We start from the raw sequence: 23,141 nt of genomic DNA on the forward strand, positions 1-23,141 counted from the left end.
TAGAAACGTCGGCCATGGGGGTTCCGCTCAGGAAGAACGTTCAGTTCCAGCTGCTCTGGCTGGGAGGCGCCGTCTCCCAGCTGGGCACCACGATGACGACGCTGGCGATGCCGCTGCTGGTCGTCGCGCTCACCGGCTCGTACCTCCTGCCCGGCGTGATCGCGGGCGCGCGGGCCGCAGCGCTGCTGTTCACCCTGATGCCGGCCGGCGTGTGGGTCGACCGCTGGGACCGCGGGAGGACGCTGGTCTGGAGCCAGTCCGTCCAGGCCCTCGCCGCTGCCCTGCTGGCCGCCGCGATCCTCACCGGCCACGCCTATGTCGTGGTGTTCGTCGCGCTCGCGATCGTCGACGGCGTCTGCACCGCGTTCTCCGGCCCGGCCCGCACCGCCGCGATCCAAACCGTCGTGCCCAGGGACCAGCTCACCACCGCCTATGCCCAGGAGGAAGCCCGCGGCCACGCGGCACGGGTGGCCGGACCACCGCTGGGCGCCCTGCTCATGGCCGTCGGGCGGGCGCTTCCGTTCGTGGCCGACGCGATCACGTTCGCCGTGGCCGCGATCTGCGCCTGGTTCGCCAGGATCCCGGCGCGAGCCGATCAGCAGCCCCGCCGGCGCATGCACCACGACGTGAAGGACGCGGGCCGCTGGCTGTGGCACCAGACCGGCCTGCGCAACCTCACGATCATCTTCCTCGTGCTGAACCTGCTCGGCGGCGCCTCGATGCTGCCGGTGTTCGCGCTCGTGGCCGAACGCGGTGGCAGCGGCATCGACACGGGCCTGGTGCTCGCGGGCATCGGGGTCGGCGGCATCATCGGCTCGCTGCTGTCCCCGAGGATCACCGTCGCACCCGGTCCGCTCATGGTCGCGGTGCTGACCGTCTTCGGTGCCTGCACCCTCGCGATGGCACTTCCGTTCGGCGTCTTCTGGCCGTTCGTGCCGCTGGCGCTCAGCGCGGTCGTCACGCCGCTGATCAACGTCTCGGTGTCCGCGCTGCACACGGCACTGGTCCCCGAGGACATGATGGGCCGCCTCGACGCGATCTCGACGCTGACCTCCCGTGTGCTGACGCCACTCGCGCCGGCGCTCGGAGGGTTGCTGGCCGGCGTGTTCGGTGGCGCGGTCGCGTTGCTGGCGTTCGGCGCGTTGATCCTGGTGACGGCAGCGGGGGCGGCGTTCACCGACCTGCGGACGGTGGTTCCGCAGAAGCCCTGAGCGCGCGCTTCACAACGACGACCACGCTGGTCGCCGCGATCATCGAACGCGTCAGCCTTCCTCGGCGATCATCTCCCGCATCCGCGTGAGCGCGCGGTGCTGTGCGACCCGCACCGCACCCGGAGTCGACGAGACCGCCAGCGCGACCTCGTCGGCGGACAGGCCCACGGCCACCCGCAGCACGAGGATCTCGCGCTGGCGGGGCGGCAGCTTGTGCAGCAGGCGCGTCACCTGGGCCATCATCTCGCCGTTGACGGCGTGCTGTTCCGGGCCCGTGTCGAGCGACGGGCAGTCCGGCAGTTCCGGCACGACCTCGGCGCGGTTGCGGACGGCACGACGGCGGGCGTCGGCGACCTTGTGCGCGGCGATGCCGTACACGAACGCGAGGAACGAGCCGGGTTCGTAGCGGTACTTCGACAACGCGCCGAGCACCGCCACACACACCTCCTGCGCTATGTCCTCGGCTGAGACCAGCGTGCGCTCACGGCCGCCGACCCTGGCGCGGCAGTAGCGCACGATCAGCGGCTGGATCCGGCCGAGCAGGTGCTCGACCGCCCGTCTGTCTCCGGCAAGAGCGGCATCGACGAGGTCGGCGAACTCGGCTTCGGCGAGCCACTGATTGGAGACCGGTGCCTGGAGCACCCGACGGCGCATGGGCACCGTTGGCCGGTTCCAGGCCCCCGTGCCTTCACCGGGCACGAGAACCGCGACACCGCCACCGGCCCGCACGGCTGTGGGTAGAACCATCCCGGCGACCTCCTCCACTACAGCGACACTTGGGGCTTCACTGAAGAAGAGACAGCAGCGAGCCGATTGATACCGCCTGCTTCAAAGAGGACCACGAAGTCCGCACGGGTGGGGGAACCAGCACCCTTTTGGGGTAGAAGGTGGTCCTAACGGCCCAGTCGTTCGGCCATGCCGAACTGCTGTACCCCGAGGTATCCGACGCGGAAGCCCGCCTCCGAGTAGGCCAGGTAGAACTCCCACATCCGGCGGAACGTGTCGTCGAAGCCCAGCTCCCGCACCTCGTCCCAACGGGTGAGGAACGTTTCGCGCCAACGGCGAAGCGTCTCGGCGTAGTCGAGGCCGAACGACCTCGACTCGACGATCTCGAGCCGGGTGTGGTCGCGCACCGAGTCCTCGATCGACCGCACGGACGGGATGAGCCCGCCGGGGAAGATGTACTTGTGGATCCAGGTGTAGCTGGCCTTGCTCGCGATCATGCGGTCGTGCGGCATGGTGATCGCCTGCAGCCCCACCCGGCCACCCGGCGCGAGCAGGCGGTCGAGCACCGAGAAGTACTCGGGCCAGTATTCGGCACCGACTGCCTCGATCATCTCGACGCTGACGACGGCGTCGTACCGGCCGTGCTCCTCTCGGTAGTCACGCAGCTCGACCGTCACTCGATCGTGGAGACCCGCGTCCCTCACCCGGTCCAGCGCCAGCTTGCGCTGTTCGGCGGAGATGGTCAGCGACGTGACCGTGGCACCCCTCTGGGCGGCGCGGATGGCGAGCGCGCCCCAGCCCGTGCCGATCTCCAGCACGCGGGAGCCCTCGCGCACTCCCGCGTAGTCGAGCACGCCGTCGATCTTGCGCAGCTGGGCCGTGCGCAGGTCGGCGTTCCCGCCCTCGAACAACGCCGACGAGTACGTCATCGTCTCGTCGAGGAACACCGCGAACAGCTCGTTCGACAGGTCGTAGTGCCGGTGGATGTTCTGCCGTGAGCCCGCGACGTCGTTGATCTCGGTCTGCCGCCGCTCCGCCCACCGCCGCATCAGCTGCAGGCTGGGCGGGATCAGCGTCGAGAGCTTCGCCGCGAACACCGAGAGCACGTCCGCGAGCTCGTCGGACTCCCAGTCGCCCACCATGTAGGCCTCGCCGAAGCCGATCTTGGCGTCGGCTCCGAGGCGGTGGAAGAACTCGCCGGGCCGGACGATCCGCATCACCGGGCCGCCCGCTCCCCACGTCCTGCCGTCGGGGAACCGGACGGTCACCGGCAACGGGCGCACGGCCTTGCGGAACAACGCCTCGGCGATGCGGGCGCGCATCGGCGAACGCGGTGCCGTGAACAGTCCGGGCCACATGCCCTGGCCGGGACGGGGCAGGGACAACGTGCTCATCCATCACTCCTGGGGATGATCGGAATACGCCTCAGATAGAGGGCGATGCCATGACGGCGGATCAACGCGGACACGCGCTGGGGCATCAGCGGACGGCGCAGCAACATGCGCAGTCCCGAACTGCGCTCGCCCTTCATCGTCGCGCTGAAGGTCGTCTTCCCGTTCTGCCGCAACGCGATCGTCACGGACAGCTGGTCTCCCGGCTTCGGCATCTTCATGACGTAGTGGCCGTCGACCTCGAGAAACGGAGAGACGTAGAACTCCTTGTCCACCGACGCACGACCCTTGTCGTCGGTGCGCAGCAGATAGCAATGCCGTCCGCCGTAGGTGTTGTGCACTTCCGCGGCGACGCACACGAGCTCTCCGGAGGCGTCGTGGCACCAGTACACGGACAGCGGGTTGAAGACGTAACCGAGCACACGCGCGTTGGCGAGCATCAGGACCTGTCCGCCGCCGAGGTCGATGCCGTGCCCGGCCAGCCACTCGTCCAGGTTCTCCCGGATGGTCCTCGACGGTGACCCGAGGTGGTCACGGGCCTCGAACTTCGCGAACGGGCGTGCCCACCAGGGCAGCCGCGGTAACTCGGCCAGGTCGACCAGCCACATGTAGGCGCGGTGGCTGAACGACCGGTCGATGAGCTCGCGGCGGGCGTGCGTGATGACGACGTCGTAGATCACCACGTGACCCCGAGGTGCTGGGCCGCGCGCACTCCCGACGCGCAGCCGTCCTCGTGGAAGCCCCAGCCGTGGTACGCGCCGGCGTAGGCGGTCACGCCGGTGTTGATCTCGGGCAGACGTCGTTGCGCCGCAACGGATTCCGGCGTGTAGATCGGGTGCTCGTAGACCATCTTCGCGAGCACGCGGTCCGGGTTCACGTCGTGCGGGTTGAGCGTGACGACGAAGTCGCGCGGTTCGTCCAGGCGCATCAGCCGGTTCATGTGGTAGCTGACGAGCACCTGGTCGTTCGCTTCGTGGCAGGCCCGCTTGTAGAGGTTCCACGACGCCCGCGCGGCGCTCGTGCGCGGCAGGATGGAGGCGTCGGTGTGCAGCCAGGTCTCGTTGCGCGAGTACTGGAACGCGCCGAGCACCTCCTTCTCCTCGCGCGTCGGGTCGGCCAGCAGTCCCAGCGCCTGGTCCGGGTGCGTGGCGATGACGACGTGGTCCGCGGTGTGCAGCACGTTGTTCTCGTCGCGGATCTCCACGCCGGTGCCGCCGCGCGTGACGGCCCTGACGGGTGTGCCGACGTGCACGGCCTTGAGGCCCTTCACCGCGCGGTCGACGTACGTGCGCGAGCCGCCGACGACGGTCTTCCACTGCGGGGTGCCGCCGATCGCGAGCATCCCGTGGTTCGCGAGGAACTCGAACAGGTACCAGGCCGGGTACTTCATGCTCAGCGCCGCGCCGGACGACCACACCGCGCTGACCAGCGGCACGATGAAGTGGTCGACGAAGTAACGGCTGTACCCGCCGATCGCGAGGAACGCGCCGAGCGTGACGTCGTGCGCCTCCTCGTGGTCGAGAACGCGCTGGGCGTGCTTGTAGAACCGCGTGACCTCGGCGAGCATGCGCAGGTATCGGGGATTGGCGGCGTTCTTCGGCTGCGCGAACAGGCCCGGCAGCTTCCGGGCGCCCGCGTACTCCAGACCGCAGCCGTCGCACCGGACGCTCATCGACATCTCGGAGTCCTGAGTGGACACGCCGAGCTCGCGGAAGAGCCTGATCAGGTTCGGGTAGGTCCGTTCGTTGTGGACGATGAACCCGGAGTCGACGTGCACGCCGTCCAGGTCGTGCGTGTGCGCGTGGCCGCCGAGCCGGTCGTCGGCCTCGAACAGCGTGACGTCGTGCTTGCGTTGCAACACATAGGCTGCCGTAAGCCCGGCGACCCCTGCTCCGATGACGGCGACCTCAGCCACGCGAGCCTCCCAAAGGCACGTCGAGGCCTCGTGGCGAGGCCTCCCGCATGGCATTCGCGATGTCGGGTGCGACCGGTTCGAACCCGAGTTCACCGTGGACGAACGAGACGACCAGCCGGGTCCAGTCCCGCGCCCTCCTGAGCATCGCGTGCCCGTCGCCGACAACGCTGAACCGCGCCACCCGGTCCGTCACGGTCTTGGCCTGGCGGGCGAACAACAGCGACCTGGCCGGGTCCGTCATCCGTTCCTGGTCGCCGTGTGCGATGAGCAGTGCCTTGCCCCTGAGTTGCTCGAACGGTTCGCCGGGCACGAGCCACGGCGCCAGCGCGCACACCGCGACCACGCTCGGATGCCCGGCCACGCGCAGCGCGGTCCGGCCGCCCATCGAGTGCCCGACCAGCACGACCGGCCTGCCGGGGTGGAGCTCGGTGATCTTCTCGAGCGCCCACCGCGCGTCCTTCACCGGATCGAGGCTCGGCGCGTTCCAGCCGCGGACCCGGTAGCGCATGTTCCAGACCTCGGCACCGGGCGCGCGCAGCGCCCTGGCCAGCGGGACCATGCGCAGGTACGCGAGGTTGTGGCGCCGGACGGGTCCGGTGCCGTGTTCGCGGCCGCCGTGCAGCACGAGCACGACAGCGTTCGTACCGCCCTGCGGTTTCAGCACGTCTACCTGCGGATGCACACCTGCTGTTCGTGAGGCCAGGCTCTTCGGCTCGCCCGTTGAGAGCCAGGTCACACCGGTAGGGTCGAGTCCGTGATCGACCACATCAGCATCCCCACCGAGGCAGGCACTTTCGACGCCATCGCGTCCGGCCCCGAGGACGGCCGCCCGGTGTTGCTGCTGCACGGCTTCCCCGAGGCCGCGATCGAGTGGGAGCACCAGGTGGCGGTGCTCGGCGTGAACGGTTTCCGCGCCGTCGCACCGGACCAGCGCGGCTACTCCCCCGGCGTGCGCCCGGAGCAGGCGTCCGAGTACACGGTCACGCACCTGGTCGGCGACGTGATCGCGATGGCGGACTCGCTGGGCTGGGACACGTTCGACCTGGTCGGGCACGACTGGGGTGGCGCCGTCGCGTGGTGGACCGCGATCGAGCACCCCGAACGCCTGCGCACGCTCACCGTCTTCTCCACGCCGCACCCCGCCGCGCTGAAGGTCGCGCTGCAGTCCGACGAGGACCAGGCGATGCGGTCGCAGTACATGCGCGACTGGCGTGAGCGCAGCACCGAGAAGCGCATGCTCGACAACAACGCGCAGGCCATCAAGCAGATGTTCGAGTGGCGGATCAGGCCCTCGCACGTCGAGGAGTACGTCCAGCGGCTGAGCGAACCGGGCGCGCTCACCGCCGCCCTCAACTGGTACCGCGCCGGCAAGCCGCACGGTGCCGCGGACAAGGTCGGCGTCAGGACCATGTACGTGTGGAGCACCGAGGACGTCGCGTTCGGGTCGGTGGCGGCCTTCGAGACCGAGAAGTGGTGCACCGGGCCGTACCGGTTCGAGATGGTCGAGGACGTCAGCCACTGGATCCCGGAGGAGATCCCGGAAGCGGCTTCCTCGCTGATCCTGGAAAACCTCGGCTGACGGCCGGCCGCATCGCCGGCGTGCGGGGTCGCGCCACTAGATTCAGGGCCATGCGCGTGGCCGGTGTTCTGCTCGCCGCGGGGGCCGGCCGCCGGTTCGGTTCCCCCAAGGCTCTCGTCGGCTTGCACGGCAAGCTCTTCGTGGACTCGGCCGCCGACCTGCTCAGAGCCGCCGGCTGCGACCCGGTCGTCGTGGTGCTCGGCGCGCAGGCGGCGGAAGTGCGGCGACAGGCCACCCTTCAGGGCGTGACCGTCGTCGACAACCCCCACTGGGACACCGGCATGGGGTCGTCGCTGCGCACCGGCCTGCACGCCGTCGGCAGCGCGGACGCGGTGATCGTCCTGCCCGTGGACACCCCGGGCGTCACCGTCGAGGCGTTGCACCGCCTCATGGCTCTCGGCGAGCCGAAAGTGCTGGCCCGCGCCACCTACGACGGCGAGATCGGGCACCCGGTGCTGATCGGGTCGGACCACTTCGCGGGTGTCATGGCGTCGGCGGCGGGTGACCAGGGCGCGCGGGACTACCTCCAGGCGAACACCGTCCGCCTCGTCGACTGCGCCGACGTGGCGGACGGTGCGGACATCGATCGGCCAGAGGACCTCAGGCGACGTACCGGCGGAGCTTGATGCCGGACGACACGTTGGAGGCGCTCAGCCAGTGCAGCTTGCCACCCGCGTAGGCCGGGTCGGACACGGCGAACTCGTTGCCGCCCGCGCGGTAGCCGACGATCGTGGCGTAGTGGCCGCCGGAGTAGCTGCGGCCGTTCAGGCGGATCACGTTGATGACGACGGCGTGGCCGCGGTTGGCGTTGTAGACGACGTCACCCTTGAGCTTCGTCAGCAGCTGCGAGTTGGTCGACCACTGCTTGACCTGGTAGTAGGTCGAGCCGGTGTAGTGGTCGAGGGCGTTCTCGAGGTTCTTGATGTTGGGCAGGCCGTTGGTCGTGACCTTCATGAACGAGGCCAGCGTGGACTGCTCGACGTACTTGCCGCGGGCCGTCAGCGCGATGCGGGCAGCGGCGGCGGAACACCAGTAGCCGGTCTTCTGCACCTGGAACTGGTGCGGCAGCACGCCTTCGCCCTGGATGCCGAGCTCGGCGGCGGCCGGGATGACGGTCTCGCCCGGTGCGGCGGACGCGACCGGCGCGGTCAGGATGGTCAGGGCGACACCGGCGGCCGCGATCGCCCCGGTGATCTTCGCGAGCTTCATCGAAAGAATTCCCCTCAGTGGTGGCGCCGGTCCCCTGTCCGGCGCTCGCCGAGAAGCTTGGCGGGAGCGGGAGAAGAGCCGCCACAACATTCGGCCGAGCCCTAAAAATCCAGCTGGGAGCGCTCGGAGCCGTGCGAGAACCCACTCTGGGTGGGCGATGTGCACCTTTTGGCTGAGTGGTCTCGAATCCGGTACAGGCCCTGCTCCGCTGTGCCAATCTGCTGCTGTGCTGCGTGTCCACTTCACGGCGGAGGACCTGGCAAGGGTGCGTGTCGCCGCCGGTCCCGACCCGATGTGGGAGATCCTGCTGAGCCTGCACGTGCTGCGGCAGCGCTCGGCCACGCCGGTGTTCGGCCGGTGGCGTGCGACGGTGCGGACGACGTTGCCCGGCGACACCCGCTGGCTCATGCAGCTGGCGCCACCCGTCGGCTACTCCCCCGACTTCCTGACCCCCACCGCTGGCGCGTGCGCGGTCGACGCGGGCATCGACGCGGTGCTGTCGACACCGGTCGAGTCGCTGCGCGCGGACCTGGCGCAACTGGACCACCGACACCGCCTCGACCCGCGCACGCACCTGCTGGCCGGCGGTGACGTGGCCACCCTGGACTCGCTCGGCGAGGCGTTGCGCGACTACCACCGGCACGCACTCGCCCCGATCTGGGGCGACGTGCGCGCCGTCGTCGACGCCGACCGAGCGGTGCGGGCGCGGTCGTTCCTGGACAGCGGCTGCGAGGGCATGCTCGCGGCGCTGCACCCGACGATCTCGTGGGCGCCGTCCGTGCTGTCGATCGAGTCCCGCTTCCCGCAGCGCGACGTCCACCTGGGTGGCCAGGGCCTGGTGCTCGTGCCGTCGTACTTCTGCTGGGAGCGGCCGATCATGCTCCGGGACCAGAGCCGCACGCCCGTGCTCGTCTATCCGATCGCGCGCGACCTGCACGTGACGAGCACCGGCAAACGGTCGCTGGAGGCGTTGCTCGGCCGCACCCGCGCCGCCGCGCTGGAGGTCATCGCCGGCGGCTGCACCACCACGGAACTGGCTCGCCGCCTGGGCATCTCCGCCGCCTCGGCCAGTGCCCACGCCTCCGTGCTGCGAGACGCGGGCCTGGCCGTCGCCCAACGCCACCGCAACTCGGTGCTGCACACCGCGTCCGCGTTGGGGGTCGAACTGCTGGCTTAGGGCCTCGCCCGAACCGCCGCCCTGGCGCACCCCACGGAAACAACCAGCAGCGTCAGCGCCACCCACACCGGCCACAGCTCGGAGTAGGTGATCGCCAGCGCGATGTTCGTGGCCGCCGCTGCCGTGAACACCGCGACCAGCGCGACCCAGAAATAGAAGTACCGCCTGATCAAACCCACCCCCTGTCCACGAGCGCCACCGCACCCCTCATCGCGCGTATCGAGGTTTGTGGTGCGTGGGTTACTGGTGACGTCACCTGCGATCCGGTAGTACTGACCGGCATGACGACCGACACCGTGACCGGGTCCGACTACGGCAATCTCGTGCGCACGCATCTCACGCGCGTCGAACAGCACAACGCGGCGGCACTCGACGACGTGGCGGAGCTCGTGCTGGCCGCCGTCCAGGCCGACGGAATCCTCCTCACCGCAGGCGCGGGACACTCGCTGGCGGCGGTCGCCGAGACCTTCTACCGGGCCGGTGGCCTGGCCTGCGTCCGCCCGGTCTACCACCCCGAACTGCTCCCGATGCACGGCGCGATCAGCAGCACGTCGGCCGAACGCCGCTCCGGCCTCGCGGGCGAGGTCCTGCGCGAATCGGGTCTGGCCCCGCACGACGTGCTGTTCGTGTTCTCGACGTCGGGCGTGAACTACTACCCCGTCGAACTGGCTCAGGAGGCCGCGAACAGGGGCTGCCCTGTGGTGGGCGTCACCTCGGTGGCCTCCAGCTCCCAGGCCCCCCGCCGCGCCGGCGCGACCCTCGCCGAGGTCTCGACCGTCGTCCTCGACAACCTGGTCCCACCCGGCGACTCGACCTACCCGGAGCACGCCCCGGTCACCGCGGCGATCTCCACGCTGGCCACCACGTTCCTGTGGAACCTGCTGATGGTCCGCCTGATCGACAAGGCGACCGAGTCCGGCGTGCGGCTCCCCCTGTGGCGCAGCGCGAACGTGGAGGGCGGCGACGCGGCCAACGCCGACCTGCTCCGCCACTACCAGACCCGCATTCCGCAGCTCGGATAGGTAGAAACCCTCACAGATCCCCCGCGGCCTGCCGTTATTCTCCCACCGGGGAAAGCACTTACCTGGGGGGATTCGAACAGATGGAGCAGAAGACTCGTAGATGGATCCTGATCGGCGGCGCGCTCGCCACGACGGCTGTGGTCGGCGTGGCGGGCACCCTGCTCTGGTCGGGCAGCAGGTCGGTGGTGGTCGCCGACGCACCGGTCAAGCCGGCGGAGACTCCGGTGCAGGTGGCCACCTCCTTCCTGACCAGGGCGTTCTCGGGCCCGGCCAGCGCCGCCGTCTTCACCGACGCACCGGCGGCGGCGACCACGGCCCTGGAAGCCAGCAAGGCCGGCATGAGCACGTCCGCCTACCAGGCCACGGTGGCGGCGGCCGAACCACCGGCGGCGGACGCCACGACCACCGAGCTCACCGCGTCCGTCACCTGGACGATGCCGGGCGCAGGCCTGCTGAAGTACGACGTCAAGGTCCCGATGACCCGCGCCGACGGCGCCTGGAAGGTCCACTGGACGCCCACGGTCATCCACCCGCAGCTGACCGAGGGCGCGTCGCTCACCTACCGCAAGGCGCTGGCGGAAGGCGCCCTGCTGGGCCGCGACGGCAAGCCACTGACGCAGGGCACGATCCCGGACGGCCTGTACAAGACGATCACCGCCACCGTCGGCGACGTGAAGGGCATCGACGGCTGGGAAGTCGGCATCACCGCGGGCGGCGCGTTCACCATGCTGGACACCAAGAAGGCGGAGGGCGGCGAGAAGATCACCGTCACCATCGACCCGGCCCGCCAGGCAGCGGCCCAGGCAGCCGTGGACGCACTCCCGCAGGGTGCGGCGATCGTGGCCATCGAGGCCTCCACCAGCGAGATCCTGGCCGTGGCGCAGAACAAGGCACTGGGCGGCACCAACCCGTTCGTCGGCCGTTACGCCCCCGGCTCGACGATGAAGATCGTCACCGCGGCGGCGGTCATGAACGCGGGCCTGGTGCAGAGCGGCACCGCCGTCCCCTGCCCGGCCACCGCCACCATCGGCACCCGCAGGATCAGCAACGACGGCTTCGGCCACGACAGCCTGCCGTTCCACACGGCGTTCGCGCTGTCCTGCAACACGACGATCGGCGACCTGGGCTCCAAGCTCGACCCGAACGCCCTGCCGAACATGGCGAAACGGTTCGGCCTGGGCGCCGACTGGGCCATCCCCGGCGCCGAGACGAACACCGGCAAGGTCCCACCGGCCACCGGCGACCAGCGGGTGGAGAACAGCTTCGGCCAGGGCAACGTGGTGGCCAGCCCGTTCGGCATGGCCCTGGTCGCCGCCACCGTCGTCTCGGGCAGGACCCCGACGCCAACGCTCCTGCGCGGCAGGCCGTCCGAGCCGAACGACGTGGCGGCCGCCCCGCCCGCCGCCGTGCTGCCGCCGCTGCGCGCGATGATGCGCGAGGTGGTCACCGCCGGCACCGCGAAGCAGCTCGCCGGAATCCCCGGCCTGGCCGGGAAGACCGGCACGGCCGAGGCGGGCGGCGGCGAGGCGCACGGCTGGTTCGTCGGCTACCAGAACAACGTGGCGTTCGCGGTGGTCGTGGAGAAGGCGGGCTCGTCGCAGAGCGCGCTGAACGCGACGGCGGCGTTCCTCAAGCGCTGAACCGCTGGTCGCGCGGGGAGGGGCTGCTCGCGCGGGGCCGGGCTGGCTCGCGCGGGGCCGGGCTGGCTCGCGCGAGGCCGGGCTGCTCGTGGTCGAGCGCCTCGGTGATGGCGAGGCCATTGGCCACGTCGCGGTTCGTCGCCTCGCCGGCGACAAACCGCAGCCAGCCGATCGGCTGGGCAGACCGACCGCTTACGCGGCCGCGCGGGCGGTGAACGCCTCGAAGAGCCGGACGTCGTTTCGCAAGCGGCCATCCCTCTCAGGCAAGCTCCGCGAGCCGCCCGAGACGTGCCGGGGCTTGAGCAACGGGCGGCGTTCGCGTCCGACGGCGGCAGGGTCACGATCCTCGCGCGGCGCCACCCCGGACAGCCACCCGGACAAAGTCTCTCCAGGCGCCCGCCTCCCAGGCAGGCTCCGCGGGCTGCCCGCCTGCTTCTCCGGCGAGCGTCCGCGCCTCACCGGCACCGGGCCCCACCGGCATCAGTTCGTCTGTGGCACCCCGAGTCGCTCGCTGAACTTCGGCGTCGGCAGCACCCCGACCACAGGAGGCTGGGCGAACTGCGTGTTGTAGAGGTCGGCGTAGCGGCCCTCCGCGGTCATCAGCTCGGTGTGCGTGCCTCGTTCCACGATGTCGCCGTGCTCCAGCACCAGGATCTGGTCGGCCGCCCGGATCGTCGAGAGGCGGTGGGCGATCACCAGCGACGTTCGTCCGTGCAGCGCCTCGGTCAGCGCCTCCTGCACGGCGGCCTCGGACTCCGAGTCCAGGTGTGCGGTGGCCTCGTCCAGGATCACGACGCGCGGCTTGGCGAGCAGCAGGCGGGCGATGGTGAGCCGTTGCCGTTCGCCGCCGGACAGCCGGTAGCCGCGCTCGCCGACCACGGTGTCGAGCTGGTCCGGCAACGACGCCACCAGGTCCAGCAGGCGGGCGCGGCGTAGCGAGTCCCACAGGTCGTCGTCGGTGGCGCCGGGTGACGCGTACTCCAGGTTGGCCCAGATGGTGTCGTGGAAGAGGTGCCCGTCCTGGGTGACCACGCCGACGGACGCGCGCAGCGCCTCGAAGGTCAGGTCGCGGACGTCCACTCCGGACAGACGCACGGCGCCCGAGTCGACGTCGTAGAGCCGCGGCACGAGTGACGCGAGGGTGGACTTGCCCGCGCCGGACGAGCCGACCAGGGCGACCAGCTGACCGGCCTCCGCCTTGAAGCTGATTCCGTGCAACACTTCCTCGCCACCACGAGTGTCCAAAGTGGCCACGGACTCCAGCGACGCCAGCGACACCTTGTCCGCCGACGGGTACGCGAAGCGCACGTCCTCGAACTCGACCGACACCGGGCCCTCGGGCACGCCGCGGGCGTCCGGCTTCTCCTTGATCATCGGGTCGAGGTCCAGCACCTCGAAGACACGCTCGAACGACACCAGCGCCGTCATCAGGTCTACCCGCGCGTTCGCGAGCGCCGTCAGCGGGGCGTACAGGCGGGTCAGCAGCAGCGCGAGCGACACCACGGCGCCGGCCGCCAGGTGCCCGGTCAGCGCGAGGTAGCCGCCCAGGCCGTAGACCAGCGCCTGCGCCAGCGCCGAGACCAGCGTCAGGCCCGTCATGAACCAGCGGGTGGCCATCGCGGTCCGGATGCCGATGTCGCGGACCTGCGCGGCCTTCTCGGAGAACTCCTCCTCCTCGCGGGCCGGACGGCCGAAGAGCTTCACCAGCGTCGCGCCCGGCGCCGAGAAGCGCTCGGTCGACTGGGTGACCATCGAGGCGTTCAGGGTGGAGGCTTCCCGCTGCATGTCCGCCATCCGGCGGCCCATCCGCTTGGCGGGCAGCACGAACACCGGCAGCAGCACCAGCGCCAGGGCCGTGACCTGCCACGACAACGTGAACATGACGGCCAGCGACAGGACCAGCTGGATGATGTTCGTGACGAAGCCCGACAGCGTCGAGGTGAAGGCGCGCTGGGCGCCGATCACGTCGTTGTTCAGGCGGGAGACCAGCGCACCGGTGCGGGTGCGCGTGAAGAACGCGACGGGCATCTTCTGCACGTGGCCGAACACGGCACGACGCAGGTCGTAGATCAGGCCCTCACCGATGCGCGTCGACTGCCAGCGCTCGACCAGGCCCAGGCCGGCGTCGACGATGGCGATCAGCGCGATCGCCACGGCCAGCCACACGACCACGGACGGCACGGAGCCGCGGACGATCGCGTCGACCACGCGGCCGGCCAGCAACGGCGTCGACACCGCGAGAACCGACGAGACGACCGTCAGCAGCAGGAACACCAGCAGCTTCGCCCGGTGCGGCCGGGCGAAGGCCAGAACGCGGCGGAACGTACCCCGGCGCACCTTCGAAGGCGCGTCCGAGGTCGCTCCCATCATGAATCGCCAAGAGCTGTATCCGTCCACGCTGTCTAGAACAGCACAGCGGTCTGACAATTCCTTCGCGGACGGCTACAGCGGCGGAAAGGTTCAGCTTTGAGCGGACAGGGCCGCGAACGACTGCAGCCGGCGCAGCTGGGCGGCACGCTCCAGCGCGAGCTGCGCTTCGGCCGTCGGCGTCTCGGCGGCAGCCAGGATCAGCGCCAGCGTCTCCGACACGGCACCGGCCATCGGCTTGAGAACGGCGGCCACCAGCTCGTCGACGGCGCCGTCGAGCCCGTCCGCGGGCACGACGGAGTTCGCGAGGCCGATCCGCAGCGACTCCTGCGCCGGCACGCGGCGGGAGGTCACGCACATCTCGGCCGCGCGCGAGTACCCCACGAGTCGCACCAGCGGCAGCGTGCCGCCGAGGTCGGGCACCAGTCCCAGCCCGGTCTCGGCCATGCAGAACTGCGCGTCCTCGGCGAGCACGCGGAAGTCGCACGCCAGCGCCAACTGGAAACCCGCGCCGATGGCATGCCCCTGCACTGCGGCGATCGTCACGCGTGCCGGGTCGCGCAGCCAGGTGAACCCGGCCTGGTACGACGCGATGCGGGCGTCCGCCTCCGCAGCCGGAAGCGACAGGATCGCGCCGAGACCACCGGGTTCGCCGTCGACGGGCTCACCGGTGAACATCCGCCGGTCCAGCCCTGCCGAGAAGGCACGGCCAGAGCCCCGGACGACCACGACGCGGACGTCCGGGTCCAGCTGTTCGCCGATGTGCCGCAACGCCTGCCAGGTAGCCGGCGTCTGCGCGTTGAGCACGTCAGGACGATCGAGCGTGATGGTCGCGCGCGGCCCGGAGATCGCGAGCCGAACGCCACCGCGCTCGAGCACACCAGCGTCGATGGAAGGCACTGGCATAGTCGTTACCTCCGGCGGACTAGAAGCTAGTTACCGGAGAGTAGCAGTCTGAGTTGTGGCTACTTCTTCTTCGTCCGGGTGGCGCCACCGCGACCGCGCAGCGTGACCCCGGATTCCGACAGAACCCGGTGCACGAAGCCGTAGGAACGCCCGGTGCTCTCGGCCAAAGCCCGGATGCTCGCGCCCTTTTCGTACTTCTTCTTCAGGTCAGCGGCCAGCTTGTCCCGTGTGGCGCCGGTGATCCGGGCACCCTTCTTCAGGTCAGCCACCTTGTCCCGCCTTCCGTACGAGCAGGTGGGCCGTTTGACGGCCCCTGTCGTCGCAATGATCGAACAGGAACCGGCAGAACGCCAGGTGATCAAGCAAAGAGATCGGTGAACGGTCGATTCGATCACACTCAGTTGATCACAGAACGCGCTCGGTAATCCTTTGACGGGTGGAGATCACGCCAGCTGAACGAGGTCCAGATAGTCCTCGGACCAGTGGTCCTCTGTGCCGTCGGGCAGCAGGATCACCCGCTCGGGCTCCAGCGCCTCGACCGCGCCGGGGTCGTGCGTCACCAGGACGACGGCGCCCTCGTACCGCCGCAACGCGTCGAGCACCTGCTCGCGCGAGGCCGGGTCGAGGTTGTTGGTCGGCTCGTCGAGCAGCAGCACGTTCGCCGCCGACGACACCAGACCGGCCAGCGCGAGCCGCGTCTTCTCGCCACCGGACAACGTGCCCGCCGGCTGGTCGAGCTGCTCGCCGCTGAACAGGAACGTGCCGAGCAACGACCGCAGCCGCTGCTCCTGCTCGTCCGGCGCCATGTGGCGGATGTTCTCCCACACCGACGCGTTGTGGTCGAGCGTCTCGTGCTCCTGCGCGAAATAACCGATCTTCAGGCCGTGACCGGGCACGACGCCGCCCGCGTCCGCCTTCTCGCTGCCGCCCAGCAACCGCAGCAGCGTCGTCTTGCCGGCACCGTTGAAGCCGAGCACGACGACGCGGGAACCCTTGTCGATGGCCAGGTCCACGCCGGTGAAGATCTCCAGCGAACCGTAGGACTTGCTCAGACCCTCTGCCATCAAAGGGGTCTTGCCGCACGGGGCGGGCGACGGGAAGCTGATCTTCGCGACCTTGTCGCTCTGGCGCACCTCGTCGAGACCGTCGAGCAGCTTCTGGGCACGCTTCGCCATGTTCTGCGCCGCAACGGCCTTCGTGGCCTTCGCACCCATCTTGGCGGCCTGCGTCATCAGCGCGCCGGCCTTCTTCTCGGCGTTGGCGCGCTCACGACGGCGACGCTTCTCGTCCGTCGCACGGGCTTCGAGGTACTTCTTCCAGCCGAGGTTGTAGATGTCGACCTCGCCGCGCATCGCGTCGAGGAACCACACCTTGTTCACGACGTCGTCGAGCAGTTCGACGTCGTGCGAGATCACGACGAGGCCGCCGTCGTGCGACTTGAGGAAGCCGCGCAGCCACGTGATCGAGTCGGCGTCGAGGTGGTTCGTGGGCTCGTCGATCAGCAGGATCGTGCTCGACTTGGCGCCGATGCCCGCCTCGGACGCGGCGAACAGGATGCGGGCCAGCTCGACGCGGCGGCGCTGACCACCGGACAGCGTGCTGAGCGGCTGCGCCAGCACGCGGTCCGGCAGGCCGAGGTTCGAGCAGATGCGGGCGGCCTCGGACTCGGCGGCGTAACCACCGAGCGAGGAGAAGCGGTCCTCGAGCTTGCCGTACTTGGCGACGGCGACGTCGAGTTCGTCCGGGTCGACCAGCTCGGCCATCTTCGACTGGGCCTTCTCCATGTCGCGGAGCAGCTCGTCGAGACCGCGCGCCGACAGCACCCGGTCCTTGGCGATGACCGACAGGTCGCCCTCGCGCGGGTCCTGCGGCAGGTAGCCGAGCGCGCCCTTGCGCAGGATGGCGCCGGCGTAGGGCTGGCCCTCACCGGCGAGAACGCGCAGGGAGGTGGTCTTGCCGGCACCGTTGCGGCCCACGAGGCCGATGCGGTCGCCGGGCTGAACGCGCAGGTTGGCGCCGCTCACCAGAATGCGTGAGCCCGCGCGCAACTCCATGTCAGTTGCGGTGATCAAAAGAAACTCCGAGTAGCTACAGGAACTCCGGGCATGGCAAGGGATGGCACGTCCGGTTCGGCCTACTCCAGGAGGATCACGCAGACCATTCTACGGGATCACGACCATCGAATTTCCCACCTGTGGCGGGACGCATAGATTGCGGCCATGAGCGAAGACTTCTCGGGCAAGGCCGCGCTGGTCACCGGCGCGTCGCGCGGTATCGGCCACGGCATCGCACGCGAGCTCCTCTCTCGCGGCGCCTCCGTCACGATCACGGGCCGCAAGGCCGACCAGCTGGCCGAGGCCGCCTCGCAACTGGAAGCCGACACGGGCGGTCGCGTCCTCGCGGTCGCAGGCAACGCAGGCGACGACGCGTCCCGCGAAGAGGCCGTGGCACGCACGGTCGAGGAGTTCGGCCGTCTCGACGTGCTCGTGAACAACACCGGCATCAACCCGCAGTTCGGCTTCCTGATGGAGGCCGACCTGAACGCCGTCAAGAAGATCTTCGACGTCAACGTGGTGGCCGCCCTCGGTTTCGTCCAGCTCGCGTGGAAGGCGTGGATGAGCGAGCACGGCGGCGCCGTCGTGAACATCGCGTCGGTCGGCGGCATCCGGTCCACGGGCGTGATCGGCGCGTACGGCGCGTCCAAGGCGGCGCTGATCCGCCTGACCGAGGAACTCGCGTGGCAGCTCGGCCCGAAGGTGCGCGTGAACGCCGTCGCGCCCGCCGTGGTGAAGACGAAGTTCGCGGAGGCGCTCTACGTCGGCCGCGAGGAGGAAGCCGCGCAGCAGTACCCGATGAAGCGCCTCGGCACGCCTGAGGACGTCGCCTCTCTCGTGGCTTTCCTGTGTTCGGACGGCGCTTCGTGGATCACGGGCGAGACCGTCCGCGTCGACGGGGGTCTGCTCTCCACGGGCACCGCCGGCTGAGTCACAGCACCGCAGGCCGGGCCACAGCACCGCAGGCCGGGCCACGCTCACGCAGGGGTCCCCCGCAGGGGGTCCCCTAGATTTCATTATCTCAGGCACCACCGACAGTTTCGGGCACTCCGAGCACGTCCAGGAACGCCGCGGCCGCCGGAGTCAGCCCACCCGCGCTCCACACCAGGTGCTCCACCCGCGAGGGCCCGTCCACGATCGGCACGGTCACCACCCCGCTCAGCCGCGGCGTGTACCGCGACGGCAGCACGGCCACCGCGAGCCCCTCCCGGATCAGCCCGGCCATCAGCTCCGCGGTCGTCACCTCGAACGCGACCTCGCGGTGCAGTCCCGCGATCGAGAAGGCCTGGTCCGACTGCGTCCGCCCCGGCGACCCCGCCGGGAAGTCGGCGAACAGCTCCTCCGCCAGGGTCCGCAGGTTCGTCGACTCCTGCCGCGCGAGCGGATGCCCCGGCGCCATCACGGCCACGTGCTCGTCACGTGCCAGCTCCCGGCCCCGCACGCCTTCCGGGCGCACCCCCAGCGGCAAGCCGAGGAACGCGAGGTCGAGCCCGCCCTGCCGCACCTGGTCGACGAGCTCGTAGCTCGACAGCATCCGCAACGCGACCCGCACCTGCGGATAGCGCTCGCGGAACACCTTCAACGCGGCCGGCAGATCGACGGCGGCGACGGTCGGGATCACGCCGACCACCACTCGCCCGCGCACCTCCCCCACCGCCGCCGCGACCTCGGCCGCCGCCCGTTCGGCCAGGTCGAGGCACTGCCGCGCGGACGGCAGGAACGCCGCGCCCGCCGGGGTCAGCCGCACGCTGCGGCTGGTGCGTTCGAACAACCGCGCGCCCAGCGACCGTTCGAGCCGGGCGATCTGATGGCTCAACGCCGACTGCACGACCAGGCACTGCCGGGCGGCCTTGGTGAAGCTGCCCGTCTCGGCGACCGCCACCACGTACCGCATCTGCTGGAGCTCCACGTCATCCATCTTGAATCACGATGGATCGGATGAAAAGCATGTGTTGAACTCATTGATCGATCGCGCCAACACTGGAGGGCGTGAGAAACAGCGACCTCTCCCGCACCGCGCTCGCGGCGTTCGCACCGGTGGTCTGGGGCTCGACCTACGTGGTCACGACCGAACTGCTGCCGGTGGGCCACCCGCTCTTCGCGGGCCTGGTGCGCGCGCTTCCCGCGGGACTGATCGCGCTGGCGCTGACCAGGACGCTGCCGCGCGGGTCGTGGTGGGCGAAGGCTGCCGTGCTGGGAGTGCTCAACATCGGCCTGTTCTTCCCATTCCTGTTCATCGCGGCCGAACGCCTGCCCGGTGGCGTCGCGGCCACCCTGGGCGCCGCACAGCCGCTCGTGGTGGCACTGCTGGCGGTCGGGGTGCTCAGGGAGAACCCGTCCGCGTGGCGGCTCGCCTGGGGCGTGATCGGCATGCTCGGCGTCGGACTCGTGGTCCTCGGCCCGGCCGCCGGGTTCGACCTGGTCGGCGTGCTGGCCGGACTGGGCGGCGCCGCGACCATGGCGCTCGGCGTGACGCTGACGAAGAAGTGGGGCAGGCCGGTCGGGGCGAGCCCGACGGCGTTCGCGGGCTGGCAGCTCACCGCGGGCGGGCTGTTCCTGGTGCCGGTGACGTTCCTGTTCGAGGGCCCGCCGCCCGCGATCGGCCTCACCGCGCTGCTCGGCTACCTGTGGCTCGGCGGTGTCGGCGGCCTGCTCGCCTACGTGCTGTGGTTCCGCGCGATCACCACGCTGCCGGTCACGTCCGTCTCGATGCTCGGCCTGCTGTCCCCGATGGTCGCCGCGGTGCTCGGCGTCGCCGTCCTCGGCCAGACCCTGGACCCGGTGCAGCTCACCGGTTTCGCACTCGCCCTCGCCGCGATCGTCGCCAGTCAGCGACCGGCACCCGTTCTCGCCAAAGGAGTTCTCCAGTGAAGATCGCAGTCGTCGGCGCGTCCGGCATGGTCGGTTCGCGGGTCGTCGCGGAGGCGGTGCGGCGCGGGCACGACGTGACAGGTGTTTCCCGCGGCGCCGGCGGTGACGCCACCGACCGGGAGCTGATGGACAGTGTTTTGTCCGGAGTGGACAGTGCGGTGGTGGCCACGACGGGCGTCACCTCGACGGTGGTGCTCGACGCGGCATTCGCGACACGTACGCGGGTCATCGTCGTCGGTGGCGCCGCACCGCTGCGAACACCGGACGGCACCGGCCTCGTGCTCGACGACGAGCGGTACGTGCCGCCGCACATCCGTCCCGTCGCCGAGGCGAGCATGCGTCAACTGGAGGAGTGCAAGGCCCATCGCGCCGACTGGGTCTACCTGAGCCCGCCCGCGCTGCTCGAACCAGGCGAGCGCACCGGCTCCTACCGGCGCGGCACGGACGAGCTGCTGACCGGCCCGTCCGTGATCTCGGCGGAGGACCTCGCCGTGGCGGTGCTCGACGAGCTGGAGACCCCCGGCACCGACCGGCACTTCACGGTCGCGAGCCCAGGTCCAGCCGCAGGATGATCTCGCCGTCCTCCCCGGTGGGTACGAACCCGACCGGCACGTCGCCGTCGTAGACCGCGCGGAACCACGGTTCGGCCTCGGGGTTCTCCCGCGCATCCACGAAGGACTTCTCGACGGATGCGACGAACCGCTCCTGCGCGGGATGCACGCGCACGGCGACCACGGCATCGCGATTGGCATCGGTGATCTCGACCAGCCGGATCAGAGCGATCATGGCCCGGATCATGCCGCTCAGCGGGAGGTCGGCGGCACCGAATAAACGCTGGAGGACGAGGAGGGCGGCGGCACGGACGTCGACTGCACGTTCGGCTTCGCCACCGAGCCGGGCGTCGGCGTCGTGGCGCCGGGCGGCGTCGTCGACTGGACCGGCGGTGTCTGCGGCGCGTGCGAACTGGGCGGGTTCAGCGTCGTCGGCGGCGGTTCCACGGAAGGCGACGACGGCGACGTGGTCGGCGGAACCCGCGACGTCGTCGAGGCCGGCCCCGGTGTCGCCGGTTGCGGGGGTGCCGCGGCCGGCAGCACGGCGAGCGCCACCGCCACGACCCCCACGGTCGCGAGGCCGCTGCCGACCACCGCGATGGTGCGGCGCCGGGACCGCACGGCCTGGCCGCGCTGGATCAGGTCGGCCGCGGTGACGGCACGCGGCGGCGCCCCGTCCTGGTGCAGAGCGGAGAAAGTCGCCCGCAGGTCGTCCTCGCGAACCATCACACCTCCAGCCTCAAGTGGTCGAACTCCGGTCCCAGCCTGCGCCGCAGCGTCTCCAGGCCCTTGCTGCTCTGCGACTTCACCGTGCCCGTCGAGCAGTTCAGCGCCGTCGCGGTGTCCTCGACGCTGAGATCGTGCCAAAAGCGCAGCACGAGGACAGCGCGTTGCCGTGCGGGCACGGCGGTGAGCGCCTGCCACACCACGAGCCTGTCCTCCGTCCCTGCGACGGAGGACAGGCCCTCTGGGGGTGCGTCAGTCAGCTTCTCCCTGCGCCACCGCACCTTGCGGCGTTCCGCGAGGAACGTCCGCACGACGATCTGACGCAGGTACGGCTCCAGCCCCGACCGGTCCGAGAGCTTCGGACCGGCCAGGTACAGCTTCAAGAACCCCGACTGCATGAGGTCTTCCGCCTCGTGCCAGTTCCCGCACAACAAGAACGCGGTGAACCGCATCGAGTCGGCGTACCGGTCGAAGCAGTCGGTGAACTCGGCCTCCCAGTTCAGAGGTGACTCCCTACCGGGCGGAGGACGACGGAGCCGGCGTCGTGGCGGGCGGGGCCCACGTCGTGGGGCTGTGGCTGACCGACGGCGTCGGCAGGACCGACGGGGGCGCGGTCGTCGGCGGGTGCGACATCGATGGAGGCGCGGTCGTGGGCGGCGGCAGCACGGTGGTCGGCGTGACCTCGGGCGGGGTCGAGGCCGGCGGCAGCACCGAAGGACTGGTCGAGACCGGCGGCAGCACCGAGGGACTGGTCGAGACCGGGGACGACGTGGGCGGCTGCGGAGCCGAGGTCGTGGGCTGGGGCGCGCTGTCGCCGCCACTCAGCGCGAGGGCGGGCACCGCGATGCCGATGGCACCCAGCGCGACCGCTCCGGCCACGATCACCATTCGTTTGCGCACTTGCAGCTCCAGCAGGTCGGTGGCGCCAGGATCAGGCACCCTCACCCGTATCCATGTGGCCGGGCTCCGGTCCGGTTGCCCGTGTGTCCTGGATCACGATCTCCACGCAGCGGGCTCGTGCCGCGGCCTCGTCCAGGACCGTCCGCCGGGGTTCCGGCACGTCCAGCACGCGTTCCTCGGCCCTGCTGAAGACGCCCGCGAGCCTGCGGTCGTTGCGCAGCACGTCCAGTGCCTGCCAGTCGCCGCCCAGCACGACGCTGTCGAGGTCGGCGAGCCGCGGCACGAGCACCCTGGCCACGTCGTCCGCGGCGGCCTGCAGCGCCACCCTGGCCTGGCCCTCGCGGCGCCGGGCGAACCGCTGCTGCGACCACCCGCCGGCCCGGATGCGGCCGTGGACCTGCTTGCGGTCGGTGGCCGACACCTCGACCCTGCCGCCGAACGCCACACCGACGCTGTGACCGCCAAGCCGCACGAGGACCAGCCCGATCCTGCGGGGCTCCGTCAACTTTTCAACTACCTCATATAGAGAGGTACCGCCGCGCGTCGCGAACGTGGCCGTCGCGCCGTCCTCGGCGGTGATGACGACCTCGGCTTCGGCCATTCGGACCTCGACCACGCCGTGCCGGTCCGCGAACCGGTCGATCCAGCCCAGAACCCGTTCCGGCTCGACCTCGACGGCCCGTCCACCGGGCACCGGGCGCACCCTGCTCACCTGGCCGCCACCTCCTCCGAAGCCGATCATCGTGCACACACCAGAACCGACCCGACACGGGGCGTGAACGGCACAGAGATGTTACTGATGGGTTCGATTCACTTGACAGATGAGTCTCGAAAGCGTGAACTCATCAACCGTATGGATTAACCATTGACTCCATCCGGCTCCGACCAGCGATGTT

At 70.2% G+C, this 23,141-nt stretch carries 26 protein-coding genes; 9 read left to right on the plus strand and 17 right to left on the minus strand.

Annotated features, from left to right (window positions below; genetic code table 11):
* The first annotated feature begins 14 nt into the window (after positions 1-14).
* The gene (locus tag BLR21_RS29265; protein ID WP_090010945.1) at positions 15-1,211 is read left to right on the plus strand and encodes an MFS transporter; all 1,197 of its coding nucleotides are present in this window, start codon (positions 15-17) and stop codon (positions 1,209-1,211) included.
* Between the two features lie 51 nt (positions 1,212-1,262).
* Here BLR21_RS29265 and shbA read toward each other — a convergent pair whose 3' ends face one another.
* From shbA to BLR21_RS29290, 5 genes are all read right to left on the minus strand, one after another.
* Complete coding sequence (shbA, locus tag BLR21_RS29270) at positions 1,263-1,958, minus strand: RNA polymerase sigma factor ShbA (protein ID WP_256335006.1); 696 nt, start codon at positions 1,956-1,958, stop codon at positions 1,263-1,265.
* A gap of 146 nt (positions 1,959-2,104) precedes the next feature.
* Positions 2,105-3,331 (minus strand): SAM-dependent methyltransferase, encoded by a 1,227-nt coding sequence (locus tag BLR21_RS29275; protein WP_090010947.1) that lies wholly within the window; start codon positions 3,329-3,331, stop codon positions 2,105-2,107.
* A complete protein-coding gene (locus BLR21_RS29280; RefSeq protein ID WP_256335007.1) occupies positions 3,328-4,008 on the minus strand; it encodes a DUF1365 domain-containing protein in 681 nt (226 codons plus the stop codon). Before BLR21_RS29280 ends, BLR21_RS29275 begins: the two co-directional genes overlap by 4 nt.
* Positions 4,005-5,243, minus strand: a complete 1,239-nt coding sequence (locus tag BLR21_RS29285; protein ID WP_256335008.1) for an NAD(P)/FAD-dependent oxidoreductase — start codon at positions 5,241-5,243, stop codon at positions 4,005-4,007. Before BLR21_RS29285 ends, BLR21_RS29280 begins: the two co-directional genes overlap by 4 nt.
* On the minus strand, positions 5,236-5,979 hold the full coding sequence (locus BLR21_RS29290) for an alpha/beta hydrolase (protein ID WP_420843921.1): 744 nt from the start codon (positions 5,977-5,979) through the stop codon (positions 5,236-5,238). Before BLR21_RS29290 ends, BLR21_RS29285 begins: the two co-directional genes overlap by 8 nt.
* 18 nt (positions 5,980-5,997) lie before the next feature.
* On the opposite strand from BLR21_RS29290, the gene BLR21_RS29295 reads away from it, so the two are divergent.
* Positions 5,998-6,822 carry an alpha/beta fold hydrolase gene (locus tag BLR21_RS29295; RefSeq protein WP_090010953.1) on the plus strand — a complete coding sequence of 275 codons (825 nt, stop codon included), beginning with the start codon at positions 5,998-6,000 and terminating at the stop codon, positions 6,820-6,822.
* A 50-nt stretch (positions 6,823-6,872) separates the two neighbouring features.
* Positions 6,873-7,448, plus strand: coding sequence for a nucleotidyltransferase family protein (locus BLR21_RS29300; protein ID WP_090010954.1), 576 nt, complete (start codon positions 6,873-6,875; stop codon positions 7,446-7,448).
* On the opposite strand, the gene BLR21_RS29305 is transcribed toward BLR21_RS29300, so the two are convergent.
* Positions 7,423-8,031, minus strand: a complete 609-nt coding sequence (locus BLR21_RS29305; RefSeq protein WP_176929848.1) for a C39 family peptidase — start codon at positions 8,029-8,031, stop codon at positions 7,423-7,425. The two genes, BLR21_RS29300 and BLR21_RS29305, sit on opposite strands and share 26 nt — an antisense overlap.
* A gap of 226 nt (positions 8,032-8,257) precedes the next feature.
* On the opposite strand from BLR21_RS29305, the gene BLR21_RS29310 reads away from it, so the two are divergent.
* Positions 8,258-9,208, plus strand: coding sequence for a MarR family transcriptional regulator (locus BLR21_RS29310; RefSeq protein ID WP_090010958.1), 951 nt, complete (start codon positions 8,258-8,260; stop codon positions 9,206-9,208).
* Here the strand turns inward: BLR21_RS29310 and BLR21_RS29315 are convergent.
* The gene (locus BLR21_RS29315) at positions 9,205-9,387 is read right to left on the minus strand and encodes a hypothetical protein (protein WP_090010960.1); all 183 of its coding nucleotides are present in this window, start codon (positions 9,385-9,387) and stop codon (positions 9,205-9,207) included. The genes BLR21_RS29310 and BLR21_RS29315 overlap by 4 nt on opposite strands.
* A 102-nt stretch (positions 9,388-9,489) precedes the next feature.
* Between BLR21_RS29315 and BLR21_RS29320 the strand changes: the two genes are divergently transcribed.
* Together BLR21_RS29320 and BLR21_RS29325 are read left to right on the plus strand one after the other, a co-directional pair.
* Complete coding sequence (locus BLR21_RS29320) at positions 9,490-10,230, plus strand: SIS domain-containing protein (protein ID WP_090010963.1); 741 nt, start codon at positions 9,490-9,492, stop codon at positions 10,228-10,230.
* A gap of 80 nt (positions 10,231-10,310) precedes the next feature.
* Positions 10,311-11,870 (plus strand): penicillin-binding transpeptidase domain-containing protein, encoded by a 1,560-nt coding sequence (locus BLR21_RS29325; RefSeq protein WP_090010965.1) that lies wholly within the window; start codon positions 10,311-10,313, stop codon positions 11,868-11,870.
* A gap of 480 nt (positions 11,871-12,350) precedes the next feature.
* Here BLR21_RS29325 and BLR21_RS29330 read toward each other — a convergent pair whose 3' ends face one another.
* From BLR21_RS29330 to BLR21_RS29345, 4 genes are all read right to left on the minus strand, one after another.
* The gene (locus BLR21_RS29330; protein WP_256335009.1) at positions 12,351-14,237 is read right to left on the minus strand and encodes an ABC transporter ATP-binding protein; all 1,887 of its coding nucleotides are present in this window, start codon (positions 14,235-14,237) and stop codon (positions 12,351-12,353) included.
* Positions 14,238-14,330: 93 nt separating this feature from the next.
* The gene (locus BLR21_RS29335; protein WP_090010969.1) at positions 14,331-15,143 is read right to left on the minus strand and encodes an enoyl-CoA hydratase/isomerase family protein; all 813 of its coding nucleotides are present in this window, start codon (positions 15,141-15,143) and stop codon (positions 14,331-14,333) included.
* Between the two features lie 59 nt (positions 15,144-15,202).
* Entirely contained in the window at positions 15,203-15,412 is a 210-nt protein-coding gene (locus tag BLR21_RS29340; RefSeq protein ID WP_030473247.1) for a helix-turn-helix domain-containing protein, read from the minus strand.
* Between the two features lie 174 nt (positions 15,413-15,586).
* A complete protein-coding gene (locus tag BLR21_RS29345) occupies positions 15,587-17,215 on the minus strand; it encodes an ABC-F family ATP-binding cassette domain-containing protein (RefSeq protein WP_090010971.1) in 1,629 nt (542 codons plus the stop codon).
* A gap of 147 nt (positions 17,216-17,362) precedes the next feature.
* On the opposite strand from BLR21_RS29345, the gene BLR21_RS29350 reads away from it, so the two are divergent.
* Positions 17,363-18,127 (plus strand): SDR family oxidoreductase, encoded by a 765-nt coding sequence (locus BLR21_RS29350; protein WP_090010973.1) that lies wholly within the window; start codon positions 17,363-17,365, stop codon positions 18,125-18,127.
* Between the two features lie 91 nt (positions 18,128-18,218).
* Here the strand turns inward: BLR21_RS29350 and BLR21_RS29355 are convergent, their stop codons facing one another.
* Positions 18,219-19,106, minus strand: coding sequence for a LysR family transcriptional regulator (locus tag BLR21_RS29355; RefSeq protein ID WP_030479127.1), 888 nt, complete (start codon positions 19,104-19,106; stop codon positions 18,219-18,221).
* Between the two features lie 80 nt (positions 19,107-19,186).
* Between BLR21_RS29355 and BLR21_RS29360 the strand changes: the two genes are divergently transcribed.
* Positions 19,187-20,068, plus strand: coding sequence for a DMT family transporter (locus BLR21_RS29360; RefSeq protein WP_256335010.1), 882 nt, complete (start codon positions 19,187-19,189; stop codon positions 20,066-20,068).
* Positions 20,065-20,640, plus strand: a complete 576-nt coding sequence (locus BLR21_RS29365; RefSeq protein ID WP_090010977.1) for an NAD(P)-dependent oxidoreductase — start codon at positions 20,065-20,067, stop codon at positions 20,638-20,640. The genes BLR21_RS29360 and BLR21_RS29365 overlap by 4 nt, the downstream gene beginning before the upstream one ends.
* On the opposite strand, the gene BLR21_RS29370 is transcribed toward BLR21_RS29365, so the two are convergent.
* The 5 genes from BLR21_RS29370 to BLR21_RS29390 are packed head-to-tail and all read right to left on the minus strand — an operon-like array spanning position 20,606 to position 22,957.
* Positions 20,606-20,854: a hypothetical protein gene (locus BLR21_RS29370; protein ID WP_090010979.1), complete on the minus strand. Its 249-nt coding sequence runs from the start codon at positions 20,852-20,854 to the stop codon at positions 20,606-20,608. The genes BLR21_RS29365 and BLR21_RS29370 overlap by 35 nt on opposite strands.
* A 17-nt stretch (positions 20,855-20,871) precedes the next feature.
* A complete protein-coding gene (locus tag BLR21_RS29375; RefSeq protein ID WP_090010982.1) occupies positions 20,872-21,345 on the minus strand; it encodes a hypothetical protein in 474 nt (157 codons plus the stop codon).
* Positions 21,345-21,848 (minus strand): SigE family RNA polymerase sigma factor, encoded by a 504-nt coding sequence (locus BLR21_RS29380; RefSeq protein WP_143027910.1) that lies wholly within the window; start codon positions 21,846-21,848, stop codon positions 21,345-21,347. Before BLR21_RS29380 ends, BLR21_RS29375 begins: the two co-directional genes overlap by 1 nt.
* A 10-nt stretch (positions 21,849-21,858) precedes the next feature.
* Positions 21,859-22,284, minus strand: coding sequence for a hypothetical protein (locus tag BLR21_RS42790; protein ID WP_090010985.1), 426 nt, complete (start codon positions 22,282-22,284; stop codon positions 21,859-21,861).
* Positions 22,277-22,957 (minus strand): acVLRF1 family peptidyl-tRNA hydrolase, encoded by a 681-nt coding sequence (locus BLR21_RS29390; RefSeq protein WP_090011028.1) that lies wholly within the window; start codon positions 22,955-22,957, stop codon positions 22,277-22,279. The genes BLR21_RS42790 and BLR21_RS29390 overlap by 8 nt, the downstream gene beginning before the upstream one ends.
* Positions 22,958-23,141 lie beyond the last annotated feature (184 nt).

This window comes from Lentzea albidocapillata subsp. violacea (genome assembly GCF_900100275.1).
In the GTDB taxonomy this organism is placed as follows: domain Bacteria; phylum Actinomycetota; class Actinomycetes; order Mycobacteriales; family Pseudonocardiaceae; genus Lentzea; species Lentzea violacea.

Excerpts from the sequence above, each read along its gene's own strand:
- BLR21_RS29265 (WP_090010945.1), top strand. The coding sequence starts at position 15 with ATGGGGGTTCCGCTCAGGAAGAACGTTCAGTTCCAGCTGCTCTGGCTG.
- shbA (WP_256335006.1), bottom strand. The coding sequence starts at position 1,958 with ATGGTTCTACCCACAGCCGTGCGGGCCGGTGGCGGTGTCGCGGTTCTC.
- BLR21_RS29275 (WP_090010947.1), bottom strand. The coding sequence starts at position 3,331 with ATGAGCACGTTGTCCCTGCCCCGTCCCGGCCAGGGCATGTGGCCCGGA.
- BLR21_RS29300 (WP_090010954.1), top strand. The coding sequence starts at position 6,873 with ATGCGCGTGGCCGGTGTTCTGCTCGCCGCGGGGGCCGGCCGCCGGTTC.
- BLR21_RS29305 (WP_176929848.1), bottom strand. The coding sequence starts at position 8,031 with ATGAAGCTCGCGAAGATCACCGGGGCGATCGCGGCCGCCGGTGTCGCC.
- BLR21_RS29320 (WP_090010963.1), top strand. The coding sequence starts at position 9,490 with ATGACGACCGACACCGTGACCGGGTCCGACTACGGCAATCTCGTGCGC.
- BLR21_RS29325 (WP_090010965.1), top strand. The coding sequence starts at position 10,311 with ATGGAGCAGAAGACTCGTAGATGGATCCTGATCGGCGGCGCGCTCGCC.
- BLR21_RS29330 (WP_256335009.1), bottom strand. The coding sequence starts at position 14,237 with ATGGGAGCGACCTCGGACGCGCCTTCGAAGGTGCGCCGGGGTACGTTC.
- BLR21_RS29335 (WP_090010969.1), bottom strand. The coding sequence starts at position 15,143 with ATGCCAGTGCCTTCCATCGACGCTGGTGTGCTCGAGCGCGGTGGCGTT.
- BLR21_RS29350 (WP_090010973.1), top strand. The coding sequence starts at position 17,363 with ATGAGCGAAGACTTCTCGGGCAAGGCCGCGCTGGTCACCGGCGCGTCG.
- BLR21_RS29370 (WP_090010979.1), bottom strand. The coding sequence starts at position 20,854 with ATGATCGCTCTGATCCGGCTGGTCGAGATCACCGATGCCAATCGCGAT.
- BLR21_RS29375 (WP_090010982.1), bottom strand. The coding sequence starts at position 21,345 with ATGGTTCGCGAGGACGACCTGCGGGCGACTTTCTCCGCTCTGCACCAG.